The sequence below is a fragment of the uncultured Polaribacter sp. genome, from assembly GCF_947501385.1.
Classification (GTDB): Bacteria; Bacteroidota; Bacteroidia; order Flavobacteriales; family Flavobacteriaceae; genus Polaribacter.
Genome location: NZ_CANMVP010000041.1, coordinates 1 through 23046 on the forward strand (window position 1 = coordinate 1; position 23046 = coordinate 23046).

Genomic DNA, 23046 nt, shown 5'->3' on the forward strand with positions numbered 1-23046 from the left:
AATTCCGTTGGTGCCATCACCATCATTTACATCATCACAGAGTTCTAAATCGGTAACAGGGTTTGCAGTGGGAACTGTATCTGTTTTTAAATATAATTCTCCAGTACCACTACAATTGTTATTGTTTTTATTGGTAATTTTAAAATAAATAGTTTGTCTTGTTGTATCAGAAGGGTACGCAGTATTTCTATAGTTTGAAATATCTGAAATGGCATTAATTACTGCAGTCCTATCCGCTCTAGTTTCATAATAGGAAACTTCTAAATCTGGCTGTAATGCTGCTGGAAAAAATGCTAATATTTCATTATTCGCATCGCTAAAATCAAAATTAGTAATACCATCTGTATCATTGTTTAAAGGACCATCTGTACCATCGGCTTGAAGAAAATCATCACAAACACCAGAAAACTCTTTATCATAAGCTACATCTGCAGACGCTTCAACTTCAAGATTGATTTTAGAGATTCTATAACAATTTTCTTCAGAAATGGTTCTTACCCAAGCTTCACCAGTTTGGTTTACAGGATAGCGTAATTCATCTGCAATAAAAGGAGTTCCTGCTATTGCTTCGGCTTCCGTTTCGAAATATTCGAAAGTTTCATTCATGGCATTTGCGGAAATGGAAATTTCTGCTTCTGTTAGATTTATAGTAGAAATTCTATCTAAATCATCATCACATTGCAATAGACTTACTGTATTTGCAACTGTTGGTAAAGGATCTACAAATAAATCAAGTGTTTTTGAAGCATCGAAACACGCAGGATTGTCCTTATTTTCTACTCTAACAAATACAGTTTGGTTATTTGTAACTGAGTGGTTTGCATTTTTATCAATTAAAGTGGTAGCATCATTTGTATCTGCTCCAGCAAATGTTGTATGATAAGTGACATCATATTGGGTGTTACTTAAAGTTCCAAGAATTTCTAAATCTCTTGTGTTTAAAAGAAATGTATTAACAATCCCATCTGTATCGTCACCACTTTCTATATCATCACAAATACGATAAGGTGTTGGTTGGATAGGAATTGGCAGCCCCGTTACAGCGAGTGTAAATTCGGTAATATCAAAACAAGCATTTGGAGCATTTTTATTCTGAACTCTTGCATACATTGTTTGAGAACTAAAAGCACTAGGATTGGTAAAAGGATTCGGAAGTAGCCCTAAAGAGGAAGTTGCATTCGCTAGACTATCGAAGTAAAGAACTTCAAAAATTGTAGGGTCTAGTGCTCCCAGTATTTCATCATCCTTTTCTAAAGCAAGATCAAAATCATTAAAACCATCATTGTCTGTGTCACAAAAAAGGATATCTTCTGGTTTCGTTGCAGTAGCAGCCTTAAAAACATCGACATTAAAAGTACCGTTGTAAACAATATCATTGTTACAATCATCTTTTAGTGATATTTTTAGATTATAAACACCGGCATCACTTAAAGAAATATTGTTTAAAAACAATTTATAATCAGGGTCAGCAGAAGGAATAATTGTTTGGTTTGTACCATCATCAAAAGTCCATTCGTAATTAATATCCGATCCAGAAACTTTAGCAGGAGTAATTACTTTGTTTTGACCAATACAGAATTCTAAGTCTTTAAAGTTGATAACTTCATTTGTAGCTTCGTCTTTAATTTCTATTTCTAAGAAAAACGATTGAATAAAAGGAGGTAGACCTTCTGTTGAAAGACCTGTTGTTAAGATTAATCCATTTTCATCAAAATTAATATCTAGAGCCTCTTTTTCAGGAAAGTTAATGACACCAATTGTATTAGTACGACTTCTAGCATAATAAATCTTTCCATTTGCGGCAAGTTGCAAGGCACCTCTGTACCCAGCATTTGTTTCATACACTAATTGAGCACTGTTGTTGATATCTAAAATATTTCTAGATTCTAAACTAAACTGCATAACATTTGCATAATTTGGAGAATTTCTAATACCAGAATTATCAAAAAACTGGCTATGAACGCCAGTTGAAATGTATAATTTTTTACTATTTCTTGAAAACTCTACTCCATAACCATTTCCAGAAACAGATAAAGAGCTTCCATTAGTAATTTTTCCCGTAGCAGCATTAAAGTCATATATATAAGAACCAGAGTTTGCACTTGCATTCACAAGCGTTTTTCCATCTGGAGAAATTTTTAGGTAGCCTCTTAAATTAGATAGAAAATTTATATTAGGAGATGTAACTGCCGTATTTACAATGCCATTTTGAGTTATCAGATAACTATAAAAATTATTGGCATCGTTTGTAACCGCCCAAAAGGTATTGCAATCTTCACCTCTAATTGCTGTTATTTTTTCTCTAGCATTTATTGAACCATTTAAAAAAATATTTTTATTGGTAACTTCGCCTAGATTATTATCTAGAGACATATTTACTTCGGAATAAGCAACACCATTTCCTTGATTTCCATCACGTTGGTTTCCAACTGTGAAAATGTAATAAATATTAGTATCTAAGGGTTTTGGAATTATTATGGCGGATTGCGAACTTGAAGAATTGCCTAATAAACCAGTTCCATTTACCATTATACTGCCAGTTCTGTTGTAAACCGTAGAGCCATCTGTATAAAATTGCAGAATGCCATTCGCATCAGAAATTGAGGCAGAACCTTCGTCTGTTGATAAAGTCCCAGATAAAATATTTGGAGGATTTACCTCAAAATCTAAACCTGCATTTTCTCCGAAAAACCAAAAATTAGCTTCTTTTTGAGAAAATGTATTTAAAGCAATGCATATTAAAAATAGCGGTAAAAAATTCTTCATTTGATGATTTATCTAGTATAACATCAAATATATTTAAAAAGTACTACAAATCTCTCTTTTTTAACAGTGTAAAAGATAAATAAATAAAGATAAATGTCCATACCGAAACAATTGCAATAGTAGAAAAATCTACAGCATAACTTTTGGTAAAAGTTTCTCCTATTTGATTGGCAACAGACCTAACTGCTCCCAGTCTAGAAAATGGTTCTTTAATTAGGTTTGCCATGGCTTCAAAAGGCAGAAATTGCATAATGCTATCTACTGTATCGCCTGTGTTTTCTGCATCTTTAAAAGTCCAAAATAAGTAACCTTTAAAAATACTTTCAACAAAAAACCAAACCACCATTGCACCTACTGCAAATGCAGATCTTTTTACTAAAATCCCGAAGAATAATCCCATAGAAAAGAATCCTACCAATTTTATAAAAAAGGCAAATAAGTATTGTAAATCTGAGGTTATGATTGCAAATTCATTATAATCTGAATAAAATAAACCTAAAATTAGCGAGATAAAAAAGACAAATATTGTAGAGACCAGAGCAAATAAAACCACCGTGTAAAATTTAGACAGAATAAATTCTTTTTTACTTAGACCATCAATTAAATTTTGCTTTAAGGTTTTGTAACTATATTCATTTGCCATCATTGAAACAATAACTAACAACAAAAAGAATTTTAAAATAGCTGCCATGTACGTATTAAAATGCCAGATATAAGGGAAGTTAAAAATGCCTATTTCTGCTAAATGAAATTTTATTGGGCCAACATCAAACTTTATGGCTGCTATTAAAGCGATGCATGTTAGTAAGCCAAAGTAAATAAGCGATAAAACCTTGCTAGCTTTATTATGTTTTAATTTATGAAATTCTATGGTTAATAATCTTAACATGATTTTTATATTTTTTGGTTGAATTGGTGATCGACTGCGTTTCGAATTAGATTCTTGTAACTAATTGTTGTTGGTTAAATCTAAGAACTGTTGTTCTAAACTTGGTTTACGTTTTACCAAATGACTTAAAACGATGCCTTTTTCAAATAAAAATGTATTTATTTCTGTAGCCGAAATAGCCGTATTTAAAGTGGCAATAATGGTTTCATGTTCTATCGTTACTTTATTAAATGCAGGATGATTTTCAAGCTCAGCCAACAATTTTTCTTGATCACCTTCTATTTTTAGTTCAAATAATCCTTTTGAAGCCGTCATTTCTTCTACGCTACCGCTGTATAGTTTTATTCCTTTTCTAATAACAACCACATGAGAACACACTTTTTCTACTTCATCTAAAAGGTGAGAAGCCAATAAAATAGTAGTTCCTTTGCTTGCAATTTTATTGATAATTTGTCTAATTTCATGAATTCCTTGAGGGTCTAAACCGTTGGTAGGTTCATCTAAAATTAGTATTTCAGGATCATTCAATAACGCAGAAGCAATTGCCAAACGCTGTTTCATACCTAAAGAGAAAGTTCTAAATTTACTATCTCTTCTTTCGTAAAGATTTACGGTTTTTAATTTTTCATTAATTTTTTCTGTTGAAATTCCTTTAATTTTGCAGATCAATTTTAAGTTTTGAACAGCCGTCATGTAAGGATAAAAGTTAGGACGCTCTATAATTGCACCTACTTTTTTTAAGGCTTCGTGTGTAGACAATCTACCATCAAACCAAGAGAATTCGCCAGATGTTCTGTTTACAACGTTTAAAATGATTCCTAAAGTGGTAGATTTTCCACTTCCGTTTGGGCCTAAAATTCCGTAAACATTTCCTTTTTGAATGTCAAAAGAAAGATTATTCACAGCGTGAACGGCTCCGTATTTTTTATCGAGATTTTTAAGTGATAAGATAGTTTCCAAAGAAATTGAATTTAGTCGATTATGATTGTAAGACGACTAATCTACAAATTTGTTACTTAAAAATGATGGAAGTTTGAAGTTGAAAGAAAGAAGTTTTGAGTTTTAATCTGAAACAGTTAGAAAATTACCCAATTTTACATTATTTAATATTCGTTGAAGTCGAATTCATCAAAAGGATCAAATTCGTCGTCATCTTCGTCATCAAAATCACTTTCTAATTTATCTGCAATAAACTCTTTTTCAGGGGCTTCTTCTGGAATTTCACCAACAGAAAGTATGGTTAATGGTAAGTTTTCTTTTTCTTCAGTAGAAATGTCAACAACATCTACATAAAAAGTCCACATATTCAAAAAATCATAGACATAGATAAGTTTTTTATTTATTGCTGGTAATTCATCCTTTAGAATACAGTTCTGCATAGAAATTCCTTCTCCAGCCTCTGCCATGTTAAATAGTGGAATCTCTTCACCTTGATTCCATTCCTCATCTGTTCTATAAAAAGAGGCCATTTCTTGCCCCTCAAAACCAAAAGATTTTGCAATGGTAAGGTGTAAATCTTCTAAACTAACGGTATCTTCTATAAGAATGGTTCTAATTACATCTTCCTTAGTGTCTAAAATTACGCGTATTTTGTACATATAATGCTTTAACTTTTCTGCAACAAAAATACAATTTTTTATACGTATTTTTACATTATAAAGACTTGGTTATGGATAATTCTGCAATTTTAAAAGCATTTAATGAGCGTTCTAAACATACGCTGATGGAAACTCTTGATATTGAATATGTTGCTGTTGGAGAGGATTATTTAACGGCAAAAATGCCTGTAAATTCAAATGTTCATCAACCTTACGGGCAATTGCATGGCGGTGCCACTGCAGCCTTGGCAGAAAGTGTGGGTAGTGCGGCTTCTAATTTTTTTATTGATGATAAAACACAATTTATAAACGGAATTCAGCTTTCTATAAATCATATTAAAAGCAAACGTGAAGGTGTCGTTTTTGCTACTGCAAAAAATATTCACAAAGGCAGAACCACACATTTGTGGGAAGTTACCATTGTAGATGAAGATGATAACTTGATTTCTGTTGCAAAAATGACCAATATTGTTTTGAATATTTCTAAAAAATAATTTTTATTTTGATTCATTTGTTTGATAAAATTATTCCACATTATAAACAAGATTTACCTTTTGTAGTGTATAGAAAACCAAATTCTAACTCTGTTTCTAGTTTTTTACTTCCAGATGCTACTATAGCATATACTGCAAGTTTTAAAGAAAAAGGATTTGTATTCGCGCCATTTCATAATGATGAAAAAGCGATCTTATTTCCCGAAGAAAAAGCGCTTTTTTTAACGGAAGAATTACAATTAGAAACTTTTAATTATAAAGAATCAGTTTTTAATGAAGAAGTTTCTTCCAGAGAAAAACACATTAAAATTGTTGAAAATGCAATTAAAGAAATCAATGCAAGTAGTTTAAAAAAAGTAGTAATCTCAAGAGAAGAAATAGTGAATATTTCTAATTTTAATCTTTTAGAAATTTTTAAAAAACTATTAATTACTTATAAAAATGCCTTTGTGTATGTTTGGTTTCACCCGAAGGTGGGGCTTTGGTTTGGGGCAACACCAGAAACGCTTTTAAAAGTAGAAAACAATTCTTTTAAAACCATGTCTTTGGCTGGAACGCAAGTTTATAAAGAGCATACAACGCCCATTTGGAAATCTAAAGAACTAGAAGAACAACAATTAGTAACTGATTTTATTAAAAATCAATTAGATGGAATTGCTGATACCTTAGAAATAGACAAAACCGAAACCATAAAAGCAGGAAATTTATTACACTTAAGAACAAAGGTCTCAGGTGAATTAAAAAAATCTTCAAACTTAGAAGCGTTGATAAGAGCATTGCACCCAACTCCAGCGGTTTGTGGTTTGCCAAGAAATATTGCGAAAGATTTTATTGTACATAATGAAAATTACCATCGGAGTTATTATACTGGTTTTTTAGGTGAATTGAATGTTCAAAACTCAAAATTTGATGGTAAAAGTTCAGCACTTTTTGTGAATTTACGTTGTATGAAAGTCGAAAATAGTAAGGCTTCTATTTTTGTTGGTGGTGGAATTACCAAAGATAGCCATGCTGAAAAAGAGTGGGAGGAAACCGTCTCTAAAGCGAAGACTATGAAACGTGTTTTGTAGTTTTCAATTTAAAAAATCAAAAAACCGCAAATCGTAAATTTGCGGTTTTTTAGTGTAAATTGAAATTGAATTGAAATTATTTGTATGCACTGAGTTTATAGAGATCATGATCCATAAACAAGTTGATACAAAAACAGTTTATGTGTGTTTTATATGTCGTCAAAAGAAACATCTGTAAAACTATCTGTAGATTTTATTTCCTCTTTAGATGTAACTTTGGTTTCTTCTTTCTTAAAATCTTTTTGATGACGTTCACTAATGACTTCATCACCTTTTTCATTGATAATATAATCTGTTGCTTTTTTTAGCATTTCATGAAAATCTGTAAAATCTTCTTTGTACAAGTAAATTTTGTGTTTCTGATAATGGAAGGTGCCATCATCATGCGTAAACTTCTTACTTTCTGTAACAGTCAGATAATAATCATCTGCTTTGGTTGCTCTTACGTCAAAAAAATAGGTTCTTCTTCCTGCTCTTAATACCTGTGAAAATATTTCTTCCTGTTCAACTCTCTCTGCCATGTTCTTTAAATATAGTAGTTATGTGTTTTGTTTTACTTAACAAATCTAATAAAATATTTTATGTAGCAATGTTAAAGATTAATTTTCTTTTTCTAAAAGTTGCTGTTCGTATAAATCTTTATAGTATCCTTCTTCTGTTATTAATTGATTATGAGTGCCTTGTTGTACTATTTTACCACTATCTAATACGATGATTTTATCTGCATTTTTTGCAGAAGAAACTCTGTGACTGATAATAAAAGTAGTCTTATTTTTAGATACTTTCTTAAGGTTTGCTAAAATTTGTTCTTCTGTTTCTGTATCTACAGCAGACAAGCAATCATCAAAAATTAATATTTTGGGGTCTTTTATAATTGCTCTGGCAATAGAAACACGTTGTTTTTGACCTCCGGAAAGTGTTACGCCACGTTCTCCTAAAATCGTTTGATATCCGTTTGGAAAATCTATAATATTGTCATGAACAACAGCGTCTTTTGCGGCTTGTATGATTGCCTCTTTTGTGGCATCTTCTTTACCAAACTTTATATTATCACCAATACTTTCAGAGAATAAAAACGGATCTTGAGGTACAAAACCAATCTGATTTCTAATAGCGTTTAAGTTGGCCTTTTCAATCGGTTTGTTATCTAAATAGATGGTTCCTTGTTTGGTATCATACAATCTAGCAATTAATTCTATAATTGTCGATTTTCCTGAACCTGTTTTTCCTAAAATAGCGACGGTTTCCCCTGCTTCAACAGAAAAGCTAATGTTTTTTAATGCTGTAATATTTGTATCATCATACGTAAAAGTAACGTCTTTAAAAGCTATTTTTCCTTCTAATAAGGTAGGTTTTGTAGTATTGTTTTGAATTTCTGGTACTTGTTCTAAAAATTCGTTAATTCTTGCTTGCGAAGCTTCCGCTTGTTGTACCATAGAAGTAACCCAACCAACAACGGCAACGGGCCATGTTAAGATATTTACATACAACATAAATTCAATAATGGTTCCTATTTGAATTTCATCATTAATATATTGTTTACCCCCAATATAAATGACAATAATATTACTAAGACCAATTAGCAAAATCATCAACGGAAAAAATAAAGCATTGGCTTGTTGTAAATGAATGTTTTTTTCCTTGCTTTTATCTGCAATATCATCAAAATCTTTAATGATGGCATTTTCTATTCCGTAAGATTTTACAACACTAATTCCTGAGAAAAACTCTTGATTAAATGTTGTTAAATTAGACAAGTATTCTTGTACAATACTGCTTCGTTTATGAATTATTTTGCTCAATGTAAAAATAGAGATAGACAAAATAGGAAACGGAAGTAAGGTATACATTGTTAACTCTACATCGATACTGATCATCTGAGTAAAACCCACTGCGAAAAGTACAATCATATTCATACTGTACATTACTGCAGGGCCCACATACATTCTTACCTTAGAAACGTCTTCGGAAATTCTGTTCATTAAATCTCCTGTTCTATTTTTTTTATAAAAATTTAGAGAGAGCCTTTGGTATTGTTGATAGATTTCATTTTTTAAGTCGAATTCAATCAATCTAGAAGTAACAATTATGGTTTGTCGCATTAAAAACGTGAAAAAACCCGCTAGAATTGCAATACCAATAATGATTAAAACATTCATTAAAAGCTCATGCTCAACAGCTTTTACATCTGTAATAAGACCGTTTTGGTAATCTTCTACAACATTTAAAGAATCACCTACTATTTGTGGAACTTTAAGTGCTAAAAATTTTGATAAAATTGTAATTAAAATACCAATTAACAATCGCCATTTGTATTTTACAAAGTACTTATTTATATATTTTAGAGCCTTCAAATTAGAGATGAATTTTAAAAAATAAAATTACTGTTAATAGAATTTATCTTTCTTTATTTTCTGTTAAAATAAATGAAATAAGCACTATTTTTTTGAAGCACGAAGATACATTTTTAAAAATAAATTTTTCAGTTTTAAGACCGAATCAAATCACCAATAATAAAAACTAAAAAGAATTTCAATAGATATGCATTTAGAAACAAAATAATATTATTTTTGTGGCTCGCTTGAAAATTAAGTTATCATGAATCTTTCATCATATAAGTTCTTTATAAAAAAATGATAAACAGAAGACATATTAGAGTTAAAGTAATGCAATCTGTGTATGCGATGTTACAGTCTCATAATGATGATATGATTCGAGAAGAAAAATTCTTAAAACATAGTATTTTAAAAATGTTTGATTTGTATGTCTTAAATTTCGCCTTATTGGTGGAAGTTCAAAAGCTAGCAACAAAAAAAACAGCACTTTCTAAGAAGAAAATTCTTGCAACCCAAGAAGATTTAAAACCCAACACTAAATTTATAGACAATAGAGTAATCAATACAATTTCTGAAAGTATTGGTGTAGAAGGCTATGTTGAATTGAATAATTTAGACAATTGGTCTGAAGATGTTGAGTACGTAAGAATCGTTTTTGAGGAATTGCAAAAAAGCACGCTATATAAGAGTTATTTAGAAAATGAAGAAGATTCATTTAAGGTTGATAAAACCTTCGTAATCGATTTTTTTAAAGAAATTATTGCACCTAATGAGAAGTTAGCAGAATATTACGAAGACAAGTTGATTACTTGGGTAGATGATATTCCTTTTGTAAATACTTGGGTTGTAAAAACATTAAGTAAGCAGAAAGAAAACAAAACGTTTGTTTTAGGTTCTTTATACAAAGATAAAGATGATGAAAATTTTGTTTCTGATTTGTTTCGAAAAACAGTCTTAAAACAAGCTGAATACGAAATAGACATTGCAGAAAAAACCCCAAATTGGGAATCGGATAGAATTGCAGAAATAGATATGATTCTAATCAAAATGGCAATTACAGAATTTATGAATTTTCCATCCATCCCAACAAAAGTAACCATTAACGAATACATTGAAATTTCTAAAGATTATTCAACAACAAAAAGTAGTTATTTTATAAACGGTGTTTTAGATAAAATTTCTAAAGAGTTTATTGAAAATAAAAAGATCGTAAAAATAGGTAGAGGACTTATTTAAATGACAATAACAAAAATTATTTTATTATTTTAGCCAAAAATAGATTCAAAATGAAAAAAATAACATTCTTATTCGCTTTTTTAGTGGCATCAACAGTTTTGGTTTCTTGTGGAAACGGAAATGCATCTACTAAAATTAATAAAGACAATTTAGATACTGCAAAATCTAGAGATGCAGAAATTAAAAAAGGAACCGCTTTTATTACCTTAGACAAAAAGGAGTATGATTTTGGTACTGTAAATGAGGGCGATATTGTAAAGACCGTATTTAAAGTAACCAATTCTGGTAAAACAGATTTAGTAATTACCAATGCAACGGGTTCTTGTGGTTGTACAGTTCCTGTTTGGCCAAAAGCGCCAATTAAGCCAGGAGAAACTGGAGATGTAGAGGTAAAGTTTAATACTTCTGGAAAACCTAACAGACAAATGAAAACAGTAACTTTAACTACCAATACAGAATCTGGTAGAGAAGTCTTAACACTTAGAGGTTCTGTAACACCCAAAGCAACAATACAATAACATTTTTAATACAAAAATTTAACAAATGGATACAGGTAGTTTAGCAAGTATGCTTCCTTTCGCGGCAATGATTTTAGTCTTATATTTTTTTATGATAAGACCTCAGATGAATCGTCAGAAAAAGGAAAAGGCATTTCAAGCAGAAATAAAAACAGGTTCTAAAGTGATTACTTCTAGTGGTATTCATGGTAAAATAACGGAAGTAAATAATACAGATAACACGGTAACGATAGAAACTGGAGCGGGAAGAATTAAATTTGAACGTTCTGCTATTTCTATGGAACTAAGCAAAAAATACGCAGTACCCGTAAAAAAATAACTTAGATATCATCATCCTATAAAAGTGAGTATTGTCTAAATAGACAATGCTCACTTTTTTTCTTTGCTCCCTTTTATGTAGATTGCATTGTCTAAAAAAATATTCTTGAAAACTAAAAATAAAATACCTAAAACATTTATTGGCTTTTTAGTAGCTTCAGTGCTTATTTGGCTTTTAATAACACTGTCTAAAGAGTATGTTACTACCATTCGTTTTCCAATACAGTATAAAAATATTGCTCAAGATAAATTGCTACAAGCTACACCACAAAAAGAGTTAGAAATTGCTGTAAAAGCAGACGGATTTAAAATCTTAAAGACTAGAGTTAATACTAGAAATATTGCAATTAATGCCAATGTATTGTCAAGAAAAGCAGATGCAAAGTATTATCTGTTAACTAAAAATCAAAAGATTAGTATTCAGAAGCAATTGCCTTCTGGTATTGTTTTACAGGAAATATTAAAGGATACTTTATTTTTAGATATCGGAACGTTGGTGACTAAAAAAATTCCTTTAAAACCGAATCTGAAGATCAATTATCATGTAGGTTATGATCTTGCTGAAGACATCACAATACAACCAGACAGTATTTTGGTTTCTGGACCAGAAAATTATATTTCAGCAATAGAACATATAAATCTATCAGCTTTAGAGTTAGAGGATGTGAAAGCAGATTTTAAAAAGAAAGTAGGCATTAAAGTACCTAAAGATACTAAAAACTTAAAATTTAATCTTAAAGAAGTTACCATTTCAGGAAAAGTAGAAAAGTTTACAGAAGGTACTTTCGAGATTCCATATAGAATTACAAACATACCAAATAATGTCACTTTAAATACATTATCTAAAACCGTAGAAGTTACTTTTATTGTTGGTTTGTCTAAGTTTAATGAAATCACTAAAAACTCATTTCAAGTAGAGTGCGATTACAAATTTGCGCTAGCAAATAATTTAAATTATCTAATTCCGAAGTTGGTCAATAAACCTTCAGAAATTAAAAGTTATAAAATAGCACCAAATAAAATAGATTTTTTAATTCAGAAATAAAATGGTTGTTGGGTTAACAGGAGGTATTGGAAGTGGAAAAACAACGGTTGCGAAACTTTTCCAAAAGTTTGATACGGTTGCTGTTTACATAGCAGATTTGGAAGCCAAAAAATTAATGAATGCCTCTAAAGTAATAAAGAATCAAATTATTGCCGAGTTTGGTGCCGCATCATACAAAAAAAACCAATTAAATAGAACCTATTTATCGAGTTTGGTTTTCAACAATAAAAAGAAATTACAAATTTTAAATAGTATTGTTCATCCAGCAGTAAAAAGAGATTTTCGAAATTTTGTAGTAGCTCATAAAGATAAATCGTACATTATTTATGAAAGTGCCATTTTATTTGAAAGCAATAGCCAGCATCAATTTGATTTTGTGATTACTGTTTTTACCCATTTAGAGGAAAGAATTAGCAGAGTTATAAAAAGAGATCACACAACCAAAGAAGAGGTTTTAAAAAGAATTCACAATCAATGGAAAGAAGATAAAAAATTACTTTTTTCTAATTATATCATTGAGAATAATACACTTAGAAATACAGAAAATCAGGTTAAAAAAATCCACAATATTTTAACAAAAAAAGCGACTCATTTTCTGTAAAATTTATCTATTCTGTTAAATAAGTCTTAAAATTCAACCAAACTCGTTAATTTAGGTTAAAATCAATAATTACAACTCTCGAATGTAGTAAATTTGATTTATGCGTAAAAAGATGTTTATCCTTATCGTTGTTCTTATGAGCATTTCTTTGATAGGAATTATTACTGTTCAGCTTTATTGGATTAACAATGCATTAGAAAGCAAAAAAGAACAATTCAAGAACGATGTTCAGAAATCTTTAGGCAGTGCTACCGAAAGAATTAACGATAATGAAAGAAATCAGTTTGATAAAAATATAGAAAATTTAATCGATAAAAAAGGGCTGGCAGACAAAGCTCAATTAAAAAGTTTTTTAATAGAGCAGATAGATACCGTTACGCAAGAAAGAATAATTATTGGAGACACTTTTTTAGAAGAGAATTTTAAATTGCCTTCAGATTTTTTAGACAATGATTCTATTATTTTCAAGAGAATTACAGGGAAAAAAGATTTTTCTATTTCTAAAATATTTAAAAGTCCAGATAATTTATTTTCTAACCTAGATGAACAAAAATATTCTTTTGTAAAACGATATACAGAATTAGAAAAATCTTATTTTGATGCTGCGTATGGTGATCTTAAGAGTTTATTACCCATTCATGAGAGAGTTAGCAATAAAGAATTAAATAAAATTGTTAAAGAAGAATTAGCGAAGAGAAATATCAATTTAGAATTTAAATATGGTGTATATGGTGAAGAGGGTTTGGCAACAAAATTAAAATCTGGCTATTATACCATAAATACAAAAGACAGTTTTAAATATCCGCTTTTTTATGATGCTCAGGGGAATATAAATTATAATTTACACGTAACATTTCCTAATAAGAATGAACATATTTTATCTGGAATATCGAGTATTTTATTATTATCGCTTTTCTTTATTTTTATCATAATTGTAGCATTTTCTAGTTCTTTGTATCAATTGATAAGACAGAAAAAAATATCGGAAATCAAAACAGATTTTATTAACAACATGACCCACGAATTTAAAACACCAATTGCAACCATTAATTTGGCTTTAGATTCAATCAAAAACCCTAAAATTTTAGGGAACGATGAGAAAGTGTTGCGGTATGTTCAAATGATTAGAGATGAAAATAAAAGAATGCATTCTCAAGTAGAAAATGTATTAAGAATTTCTAAATTAGAAAAAAATCAAATAGATTTAAGTAAGGAGACGATAGATTTACACGACATCATAGAAGATGCAATTACACATGTAAGCTTATTAGCAGATGATAAAGGGGGTAAAATTAACACCTATTTTAAAGCGATCATTTCAGAATTACCAGGAAACCAATTTCACCTAACAAACGTTGTGGTTAATATGTTAGAAAATGCAATAAAATATGCAGCAGGTGCTCCAATGATAGATGTATATACAGAAAGCACTAACAAGTTTTTTATCTTTAAAATACAAGACAATGGTATTGGGATGGGTAAAAATGTTCAGAAGCAAGTTTTTAATAAGTTTTACAGAGAACAAAAAGGAAATATACATGATGTAAAAGGTCATGGTTTAGGATTAGCATACGTAAAAGAAATTGTAGAAAAGCATCACGGAACGGTTTTTGTTGAAAGCGAAAAAGGAGTCGGGAGTTTGTTTACAGTAAAATTACCTTTAATTTAATTAGTTTAAAAAGAATAAAAATGGGAAGTAAAAAAATTTTATTAGTAGAAGATGATCCAAATTTTGGAACAGTTCTAAGAGATTATTTAGCGTTAAACGATTATAATGTAACGCACGCAAAAGACGGTATAGAAGGTCTCATTATGTTTAAAAACAGCGATTACGATTTGTGTATTTTAGATGTAATGATGCCTAGAAAAGACGGTTTTTCTTTAGCACAAGATATTAGAGGTACAAACAAAGAAGTACCCATTATTTTTTTAACAGCTAAAACCTTAAAAGAAGATGTTTTAAGAGGCTATGCTGTAGGTGCAGATGACTATTTAAACAAACCTTTTGATTCTGAAGTTTTGTTGCATAAGATCAAGGCAATATTGCAACGTAAAGAAACAGATAGTACTGCAGAAACAGAACAATTCGAATTTACAGTTGGTGGCTTTTTCTTTAACTCTAAACTGCGTCATCTTTCTGTAGGTAAAGATGGTGAACCGATAAAACTATCTCCAAAAGAAAGTAAATTGTTACGTATGTTGGCAATTCACAAAAACGATTTAATGCCAAGAGAATTAGCGTTGACAAAAATTTGGAGAGACGACAACTATTTTACTTCAAGAAGTATGGACGTATATATCGCAAAATTACGTAAATATTTAAAAGTTGATGATAAAGTAGAGATTTTAAATATTCACGGTGAAGGCTTTAGACTTGTAGACAAGTCTTAACATTTAAATTCTTCCCTAATAAAATGACTCAGTTTGCAAAGCAAGCTGAGTTTTTTGTATTTTTATACTAGTTTTTCTATTTTAAAGTAGAAATCACAGAAGAACGTTTTCATACAATTGTTGAAAAGTAAAAATAGTTTGATATGGCAGAATTTATTAAAATATATAATGAAAACCCGAATCATAAGGAGATTACCAAGATTGTAAAAATTTTACAAGCAGGTGGTTTGGTTATTTATCCTACAGATACTGTATATGGTTTGGGCTGTGATATTACAAAACCAAAAGCGCTCGAAAAAATTGCCCAGATAAAGGGAATCAAATTAGAAAAAGCAAATTTTTCATTTATTTGTAACGATTTAAGCCACCTTTCAGATTATGTAAAGCAAATAGATTCGGCTACCTTTAAAATCTTAAAAAGAGCTTTGCCAGGGCCATACACGTTTATTCTTCCAGGTGGGAATCATTTACCAAAAGTTTTTAAGAAGAAAAAAACGGTGGGAATTAGAATTCCAGATAATAACATCATTCGAAAGTTGGTAGAAGAACTGGGCAATCCAATTATATCTACTTCTATCAGAGATGATGATGATGTTTTAGAATACACGACAGATCCAGAATTAATTTTCGAAAAATGGCAAAACTTAGTCGATGTTGTTATAGATGGTGGTTATGGTGATAATGAAGCTTCTACGGTGATCGATTTAACGGAAGAACCAGCAGTAATTAGAGAGGGCAAGGGGAGTTTAGATATTCTATAGATGCGACGTTTAAAGTTCAGAGTTCAAAGTTCCAAAGTGAAAAATTGAAATTATTGAATGATGAATAAATTTATTTTAGGTCTTTGAATTTTTTTCTACCCAAAATAAAATACTGCCAAACAATACTTGTGTGTAAATTATAGTCTTGTTTCTTTTGAAGTTTTCTTCTTTTGCCTAAAAATTTAAAGAAGTTTTTATAAAAACTGATATGTGCTTTTAAAATAGCGAAAGTATGAATGGGTCTTAATTCAATTAAAAACTTTATCCCTGCCATTCCGTCTAAAACCAAACGAGAAAAAATTACAAACAAAAACCATTTCTTCGGAACGTTTTTTACCACATTTAACAAACTATTTCTAAAATTTAAATAGGTTTTCTGCGGATTTGTTTCTTGCAAAGTGGCACCACCTACGTGAAAAACTGTAGAACTGCCAACATATTTTACCTGGTGACCAATATTTTGGGCACGCCAACATAAATCAATTTCTTCTTGATGCGCAAAATAATCTTCATCTAGACCCTCTATTTTGTGATAGACTTCAGAACGGATAAACAAACAAGCGCCAGAAGCCCAAAAAATAGCTCTGGTATTGTTAAATTGTCCGGTATCTGTCTCTAAATTGTTAAAGACACGTCCTCTGCAATAGGGATATCCATATAGATCTAAAAAACCGCCAGCTGCACCGGCATATTCAAACTTTGTTTTGTCTTTAAAATCTAATAATTTTGGTTGAACTATGGCTGTTTTCTCCTCGCTTTTAAAAACATCTAAAATTGGTTCTAGCCAGTTTTTGGTCACTTCAACATCAGAATTTAAAAGACAATAAATATCAGCATCAATAGATTGCAAAGCGTCGTTGTAGCCTTTTGCATAGCCACCATTTACAGCATTTTCAATAATTTTTATGGCGGGAAAAAATTCTTTTATATATTGTATAGAACTATCTGTAGAAGCATTATCAGCAATATAAATGGTTGCTAATTCTGAACTAAAATTAACCACAGAAGGTAAAAACTGTTCTAAAAGTTTTTGACCATTCCAATTTAATATGACGATTGCTGTTTTCAAGTTCGCGAATTTACGTCTTTAAGATGATTTTGAGATTTAAAATTTTCATAATTAAAACAGTTTTTCACCCTGCGCAGGCAGGAAATTGTTTTTGCCTAAATAAGTTTGGATTTTTGTCTTTACAGAAATTACAAAAATAAATGATTATTTATAATCAGGAATTTCTTTTAAAAAAATATAGGTTTTATTTACAAAATCCATCTTACAATAAAAATGAACCAAACCGTTGGTAACAATCAGGTATTTGGCTTTTAGTTTTAAGTTATACCGTGCAATTTGATCAAATGCTTCTTGCGTTATTTTTATGGCAGGAGCCTTGCATTCTACAATAATATCATGATTTCCTACTTTATCAAAAATTAAAATATCTGTTCTTTTTTTCTGATTGTGAATCACCATTTGTTTTTCTAAGGCGATTAAAGTAACTGGATATTTTTTTTCTTCTATTAAATACTGAACAAAATGCTGACGAACCCATTCTTCTGGTGTTAAAACCATGTATTTTTTTCTCAAATTATCAAAAATAAGCGTCTTATTTTCGCTACTTTTGAGTTTGAATTTATAAGAAGGTAGGTTAAGCGTTTGCATTTTCATGATTACGAATATCACACAATAAAATGATTTATAAAAAAGAAAGCTATGATATTGTTGGAACTTTATTTGAAGTTCATAATAATTTGGGTGGTGGTTTTTTAGAAGTGGTTTATAAAGATGCGCTTGAATATGAATTTGAGAAGCGAAATATCAATTTTGAAAGAGAAAAAGAATATATAATTAATTATAAAGATATTGTTTTAAAACATCATTTTTTTGCTGATTTTGTGATTTTTAATAAAATTATATTAGAAATAAAATCAGTAAAAAAATTTCATCCAAAACATATTGCGCAGTGTATTAATTATTTAAAAGTGTCAAAAAATAAATTATGTATTTTGTTGAATTTTTAAAACGAATTGTTAGAATTTAAAAGAATAGTTTTGTAGTGTTTGCCACGAATTCACTAATAAAACCCAAAGGATTTTTTATTTGTGTAATTTATAAATACAGATTTATGTTCCCACAATAATCCGTGAATTCGTGGCAAGAAAAGTGATAAAATAAAATGAACGAAATTAGAACAATTGTTTCAGATATTAAAAAAGGCAATATAAAACCTATTTATTTTTTAATGGGCGATGAGCCTTATTATATAGATAAAATTTCTGACTTTATTGAAGAACATGTCTTAGAAGAAGCAGAAAAAGGTTTCAATCAGCAAGTAATGTACGGTAGAGATGCAACGATAGAAGAGATTGTGTCTTCGGCAAAACGCTATCCAATGATGGCAGAAAGACAGGTTTTAATTGTAAAAGAAGCGCAAGATTTAAGTAGAAATATAGAGAAATTGGTTTCTTATGCAGAAAACCCGCAGCCAACAACCGTTTTGGTGCTTAATTACAAGTATAAGAAATTAGACAAACGAAAAAAACTGCACAAAGCCATTGCAAAATCAGGTTTGATTTTTGAAAGTAAAAAATTGTATGAGAATCAGGTTTCAGATTGGATTCGCAGAATTTTAAGCGGGAAAAAATACCAGATAGCACCCAAAGCTTCTCAAATGTTGGTGGAATTTTTAGGAACTGATTTAAGTAAAATCAGCAATGAATTAGACAAACTAATGCTAATTCTACCGAAAGAAACCATTATAGAAGATAAGCATATTGAAGAAAATATTGGGATTTCTAAAGATTTTAATAATTTCGAATTAAGAAAAGCGGTAGGAGAGAAGCACATTGTAAAAGCCAATAGAATTATAAATTATTTTGCAGAAAACCCTAAAAATAATCCTTTGGTAATGACCATCTCTTTATTAAATGGATTTTTTACGCAACTTTTATTGTTTCATGGTTTAAAAGACAAATCTAAAAGTTCTGTAGCAAAAACTTTGGGTGTAAATCCGTATTTTGTGGATGAATATTTTTCAGCAGCAAGAAATTACCCAATGCGAAAAGTTGCACAAGTAATTGGGTTTTTAAGAGAGGCAGATATAAAAAGCAAAGGCGTTGGCGCTAGCCAATCGAACGAAGATATTTTAAAAGAATTGTTGTTTAAAATTTTACACTAAAATTACAAGTCATGAAAAGCATTTTTACCAAAGAAGTTACCAAAGAAGTGATTGATAGAATAGAAAACCTGTCTGCAACAACCCAACCCAATTGGGGAAAAATGTCTGTGGCGCAAATGTTGGCGCATTGTTGTGTTTCTTATGAAATGGTTTATACAGACAAGCATCCAAAGCCAAATGCTTTTGCCAAGTTTATGCTAAAAGCAATTGTAAAGAAGTTTGTAGTGTCAGACAAACCATACGCTAAAAACGGTAGAACGGCAGCGCAATTTTTAATTACAGAGGAAAAGGATTTTAAACATGAAAAATCACGATTGATTCATTTTCTGAACCAAACTCAAGAACTAGGAACTTCTTATTTTGATGGAAAAGAATCTCACTCTTTTGGCAAGTTAACGATTGAAGAATGGAATAATTTATTCTACAAACATATAGACCATCACTTGACGCAATTTGGGGTTTGAATAGTAAATTTTATTACTGAAATATACTTTTTATTAAAAAAAGCAGTTTTACAACTAAAATTTTTTTTAAAAATAAGTTATAATTATAGTTAATTTTTATGTTTATATTCTTTTTTTTAACATATTATTGATTAATAATTTAATTTTTAATTATTATTTTTGATTGAACAATTACATGTTTAAGTCTAATTTTAAAATTAATAATTATGAAAAAAGTTTTTTTATTTTTTTGTGTAGTTGGTTTTTTATCTTTTTCACTTAGCTCTCAAGAAACCAATAAAATATATTCTAAAACAGCAATAGGCGATGTTTTTAAGATAGCTGATGTAGCACATAATTCTTATAAACACATCGATTTTCCAAGAGCGAATTTTGTGATTAAAAAAGGAGGTATTTATACTTTTAAAAACATTATAGGAAAGAAAGTAGTAATAACTTCAATAAAGCAAAAAGCAGATGGAACTAAAATTGCAACCATAAAACTCAAGAATGGAGGTCGTTTCTTTAACAGTCATAAATATCTTAAGGTTGATCTGAAAAACGCTTTATTACAAAGAGAATTAGTAATTTACTAATGATTATAAGTGTTTTAGTTTAGTAAATAATTTACACGTAATTTTAATTCTGGAAAAATCAATTTCTGAAACTGAATATTTAGTTTCTTTCACTACAGTATTAATAACTTCTTTTTCACAATTAAAGAGCAATAATGAAATTCTAAAAAGAAAAGTTCCAAGTTTGATAAAGTTTTTTTCTTCATAGTTGTTAAATTTAAGATTACTAATTTATTAATATTAATCTAGCTATAATTTTTAATATTCAATTAGCTTTCTGATGAGCCATGTTAGACAAAACGAGAGACTAATATTACTTCCTTTAAATAACTTATATTAGCATTATCAGAACTATCCTTTTTCATGGAGAATACCAATCGTTAAAAAAACCTGTGTTATACAATAAAAAAAACCTCACTGTCAAATTATGATTCGTGAGGTTTTACATGATTTAATCTGTATAAATTTTATCGTATAAATCTTTGTAGATCTCTTTTATAATGGCGCGTTTCATTTTCATGGTGGGTGTTAAATGCCCACCTTCTATAGACCAAACATCTGGCGTAAGTTCAAAACGTTTAATTCGTTCCCATTTCCCAAAATGATCGTTGCATTTATTGACTTCTTTTTGAATTCGTGTAATCACCAATTCAGAATTTGAAATTGCTGTATTGTCTTTTTTAATTTTATGCCCTTTTTTGTCGATCCAATCTTTTATAAAATCGAAATTTGGTTGAATAATTGCTGCGGGCATTTTTTCTCCTTCACCAACTACCATTACTTGTTCTATAAATAAAGATTGTTTTAATTCGCCTTCTAATAATGGCGGAACTACATATTTACCACCAGAGGTTTTAAACATTTCTTTGGTTCTACCTGTAATTTTTAAAAAGCCGTCTGCATCAAATTCTCCTTTGTCTCCCGTATAAAAATAACCGTCTTTTAAAACTTCTGCAGATTTTGCTTCGTCTTTATAATAGCCCATCATTACGTTCGGTCCTTTGACTAGGATTTCTCCGCTTTCTGCAATTTTTACTTCCACATCATCGATTACTTTTCCTACAGTACCTGTTCTAAACCCTTTTTTTCTTTGGTCGTTTACACTTATTACCGGAGAGGTTTCTGTTAAACCATAGCCCTCCATAATGGGCATGTTTGCAGCTGCAAATACTTTGGTTAATCTTTCTTGCAATGCTGCACTTCCAGAAACCATTAATTTTAATTCGCCACCAAGAGCTGCCTGCCATTTAGAAAATATTAATTTTCTCGCCAAAGCTAATTGCTTTTCGTACCACCAACCATTTTCTCCGTTTGGTTTGTATTTTAGACCAAGATTTACAGCCCAGAAGAACAATACCTTTTTAACACCAGATAAATCTTCGCCTTTTAAAATAATTTTATCGTAGATTTTTTCATACAAACGCGGAACAGCAGTCATTACGTTTGGCTTTATTTCCTGTGCGTTTTCAGAAAGTTTTTCTATAGATTCTGCAAAATAGATAGAGACGCCACAATATTGATATAGGTACAATATCATTCTTTCAAAAATATGACAGACGGGTAAAAAACTAAGTCCTTTTGAATTCCCATAGTCTAAGGGCACTCTTTCTTTAGAAGCCAAAACATTCGATACAATGTTTTTATGAGAAAGCATTACACCTTTAGGTTTTCCTGTGGTCCCTGATGTATAAATTAAAGTGGCTAAATCTTCTGATTTTACATTATTTTTTCTTTCTTCCACTTCTTTTTGAAGTGTTTCATCATTTCCTAACGCTAAAATTTCTTTCCAAGATTTTTCGCCAGCAATGTCATCAAAAGTAAAAACACCTTTTAAGCTGGTCTTGTCCTTTATTTGATTGATTTTTTCTAAAACGGCTACATCTGAAGCAAAACAATAAGTAGCTTCTGAATGATTTAAAACATATTCATAATCTTCTTTACAAATTGTAGGATAAATAGGCACATTTTGAGCACCGGTTTGTAAAATCCCGATATCGCAAATATTCCATTCTGTTCTATTGGTAGAAGATATGACCGCAATTTTATCATTCGGTTGTATACCTAATTTTAACAAGCCTCTACTAAGTTGATTGGCTTTGTCTACATATTCTTGAGTAGAGATGGTTTCCCATTTGTTATTGTATTTGGTGGTAAAAGCATCTTTTAAATTATATTGCTCTAATTGATGGTATGGGAAATCAAATAATCTTGTAATTTCTATTGGCATAAGTCCTAATTTGTACATTGCAAATTAGGGAAAAACCTGCTATTTCACAAATAGTTATTTAAAGACTTTTTTTATTGTGAAATCTGTATTTATTTAGGCGAATATTTCTTTTATTATAATTTAAAAAAGAGCTATATAAATTTAAATTAGTGAAACTCAATTTTTATTCCGAAGCGGAAGCGAAGTAATGAATTAAAAATTGCTAGCTGAACTAATCCCGCTTTTATAGCGGGATCTATGGGCTTTATTCCTCGACGCTCTGCGTCGAAATAAAAAATAAATTTCTATTGGATACCTTGTACCTTTGGGTCGAGGTTTTTCATTTTATCAAAATCGTTGTAATTTTTTACTTTTCAGGGGCTACTATCTACGAGTTTCTTAACTAAATAATGATTAGTGACTTACCAGCATATCCTTATTTAGCTAGTAAGCTGTCATTCCTGTCTTTCGACTATAGCTCAAGATAAACTATGACTGGAATCCATAAAACGCTAAGTAATAAAAGAATAGACTTCTGTCTCTACCTTAGGTAGACAAGTGCGCAGGAATGAACTGTGCTTAAAAACAAATATTTGGTTGATAATTTTCTATATATTTTTGTTTTG

General features: G+C 30.1%; 22 protein-coding genes and 1 pseudogene. 14 read left to right on the plus strand and 9 right to left on the minus strand.

Features of this window, described 5'->3' with window-relative positions:
• From Q0998_RS18140 to Q0998_RS18155, 4 genes and pseudogenes are all read right to left on the minus strand, one after another.
• A pseudogene (locus Q0998_RS18140) lies at positions 1–2766 on the minus strand (hypothetical protein); the annotation flags it as partial.
• A gap of 43 nt (positions 2767–2809) precedes the next feature.
• Positions 2810–3655 carry an ABC transporter permease subunit gene (locus tag Q0998_RS18145; protein ID WP_299672464.1) on the minus strand — a complete coding sequence of 282 codons (846 nt, stop codon included), beginning with the start codon at positions 3653–3655 and terminating at the stop codon, positions 2810–2812.
• Between the two features lie 60 nt (positions 3656–3715).
• Entirely contained in the window at positions 3716–4615 is a 900-nt protein-coding gene (locus tag Q0998_RS18150; RefSeq protein ID WP_299672466.1) for an ATP-binding cassette domain-containing protein, read from the minus strand.
• A gap of 143 nt (positions 4616–4758) precedes the next feature.
• Positions 4759–5253, minus strand: a complete 495-nt coding sequence (locus Q0998_RS18155) for a hypothetical protein (RefSeq protein WP_299672468.1) — start codon at positions 5251–5253, stop codon at positions 4759–4761.
• Between the two features lie 71 nt (positions 5254–5324).
• Between Q0998_RS18155 and Q0998_RS18160 the strand changes: the two genes are divergently transcribed.
• Together Q0998_RS18160 and Q0998_RS18165 are read left to right on the plus strand one after the other, a co-directional pair.
• On the plus strand, positions 5325–5747 hold the full coding sequence (locus Q0998_RS18160; RefSeq protein WP_299672469.1) for a PaaI family thioesterase: 423 nt from the start codon (positions 5325–5327) through the stop codon (positions 5745–5747).
• 8 nt (positions 5748–5755) lie between these two features.
• Positions 5756–6817 (plus strand): isochorismate synthase, encoded by a 1062-nt coding sequence (locus Q0998_RS18165; RefSeq protein ID WP_366943678.1) that lies wholly within the window; start codon positions 5756–5758, stop codon positions 6815–6817.
• Between the two features lie 149 nt (positions 6818–6966).
• Here Q0998_RS18165 and Q0998_RS18170 read toward each other — a convergent pair whose 3' ends face one another.
• The gene (locus tag Q0998_RS18170; RefSeq protein WP_299672471.1) at positions 6967–7338 is read right to left on the minus strand and encodes a PUR family DNA/RNA-binding protein; all 372 of its coding nucleotides are present in this window, start codon (positions 7336–7338) and stop codon (positions 6967–6969) included.
• A 78-nt stretch (positions 7339–7416) separates the two neighbouring features.
• Positions 7417–9171, minus strand: a complete 1755-nt coding sequence (locus Q0998_RS18175; protein WP_299672474.1) for an ABC transporter ATP-binding protein — start codon at positions 9169–9171, stop codon at positions 7417–7419.
• 279 nt (positions 9172–9450) lie between these two features.
• Here Q0998_RS18175 and nusB point away from each other — a divergent pair, with 279 nt between their 5' ends.
• From nusB to Q0998_RS18215, 8 genes are all read left to right on the plus strand, one after another.
• Positions 9451–10389 carry a transcription antitermination factor NusB gene (gene nusB, locus Q0998_RS18180; RefSeq protein WP_299672477.1) on the plus strand — a complete coding sequence of 313 codons (939 nt, stop codon included), beginning with the start codon at positions 9451–9453 and terminating at the stop codon, positions 10387–10389.
• Between the two features lie 50 nt (positions 10390–10439).
• Complete coding sequence (locus Q0998_RS18185; RefSeq protein ID WP_299672480.1) at positions 10440–10907, plus strand: DUF1573 domain-containing protein; 468 nt, start codon at positions 10440–10442, stop codon at positions 10905–10907.
• Between the two features lie 25 nt (positions 10908–10932).
• Positions 10933–11226, plus strand: a complete 294-nt coding sequence (gene yajC, locus Q0998_RS18190) for a preprotein translocase subunit YajC (RefSeq protein ID WP_299672483.1) — start codon at positions 10933–10935, stop codon at positions 11224–11226.
• Between the two features lie 105 nt (positions 11227–11331).
• Complete coding sequence (locus Q0998_RS18195) at positions 11332–12270, plus strand: YbbR-like domain-containing protein (protein WP_299672486.1); 939 nt, start codon at positions 11332–11334, stop codon at positions 12268–12270.
• A gap of 1 nt (position 12271) precedes the next feature.
• Positions 12272–12871, plus strand: coding sequence for a dephospho-CoA kinase (gene coaE, locus Q0998_RS18200; protein WP_299672489.1), 600 nt, complete (start codon positions 12272–12274; stop codon positions 12869–12871).
• 112 nt (positions 12872–12983) lie between these two features.
• A complete protein-coding gene (locus tag Q0998_RS18205) occupies positions 12984–14540 on the plus strand; it encodes a HAMP domain-containing sensor histidine kinase (protein WP_366943679.1) in 1557 nt (518 codons plus the stop codon).
• A gap of 20 nt (positions 14541–14560) precedes the next feature.
• Positions 14561–15262, plus strand: coding sequence for a response regulator transcription factor (locus Q0998_RS18210; protein ID WP_299672494.1), 702 nt, complete (start codon positions 14561–14563; stop codon positions 15260–15262).
• Between the two features lie 143 nt (positions 15263–15405).
• Positions 15406–16023 carry an L-threonylcarbamoyladenylate synthase gene (locus Q0998_RS18215; RefSeq protein WP_299672496.1) on the plus strand — a complete coding sequence of 206 codons (618 nt, stop codon included), beginning with the start codon at positions 15406–15408 and terminating at the stop codon, positions 16021–16023.
• Between the two features lie 70 nt (positions 16024–16093).
• Here Q0998_RS18215 and Q0998_RS18220 read toward each other — a convergent pair whose 3' ends face one another.
• Positions 16094–17092 (minus strand): glycosyltransferase family 2 protein, encoded by a 999-nt coding sequence (locus Q0998_RS18220; RefSeq protein WP_299672504.1) that lies wholly within the window; start codon positions 17090–17092, stop codon positions 16094–16096.
• A 144-nt stretch (positions 17093–17236) separates the two neighbouring features.
• Positions 17237–17680, minus strand: coding sequence for a type I restriction enzyme HsdR N-terminal domain-containing protein (locus tag Q0998_RS18225; protein ID WP_299672506.1), 444 nt, complete (start codon positions 17678–17680; stop codon positions 17237–17239).
• Positions 17681–17709: 29 nt separating this feature from the next.
• Here Q0998_RS18225 and Q0998_RS18230 point away from each other — a divergent pair, with 29 nt between their 5' ends.
• The 4 genes from Q0998_RS18230 (at position 17710) to Q0998_RS18245 (ending at position 20235) form a co-directional block, all read left to right on the plus strand.
• Positions 17710–18039, plus strand: a complete 330-nt coding sequence (locus Q0998_RS18230; RefSeq protein ID WP_299672508.1) for a GxxExxY protein — start codon at positions 17710–17712, stop codon at positions 18037–18039.
• A 155-nt stretch (positions 18040–18194) separates the two neighbouring features.
• Entirely contained in the window at positions 18195–19196 is a 1002-nt protein-coding gene (gene holA, locus Q0998_RS18235; RefSeq protein WP_299672510.1) for a DNA polymerase III subunit delta, read from the plus strand.
• A gap of 11 nt (positions 19197–19207) precedes the next feature.
• Positions 19208–19660 carry a DUF1569 domain-containing protein gene (locus Q0998_RS18240; protein ID WP_299672513.1) on the plus strand — a complete coding sequence of 151 codons (453 nt, stop codon included), beginning with the start codon at positions 19208–19210 and terminating at the stop codon, positions 19658–19660.
• A gap of 206 nt (positions 19661–19866) precedes the next feature.
• Positions 19867–20235: a dihydroorotase gene (locus Q0998_RS18245; RefSeq protein WP_299672516.1), complete on the plus strand. Its 369-nt coding sequence runs from the start codon at positions 19867–19869 to the stop codon at positions 20233–20235.
• A 430-nt stretch (positions 20236–20665) separates the two neighbouring features.
• Here Q0998_RS18245 and Q0998_RS18250 read toward each other — a convergent pair whose 3' ends face one another.
• Positions 20666–22441, minus strand: coding sequence for a long-chain fatty acid--CoA ligase (locus Q0998_RS18250; RefSeq protein WP_299672519.1), 1776 nt, complete (start codon positions 22439–22441; stop codon positions 20666–20668).
• Positions 22442–23046: the final 605 nt, after the last annotated feature.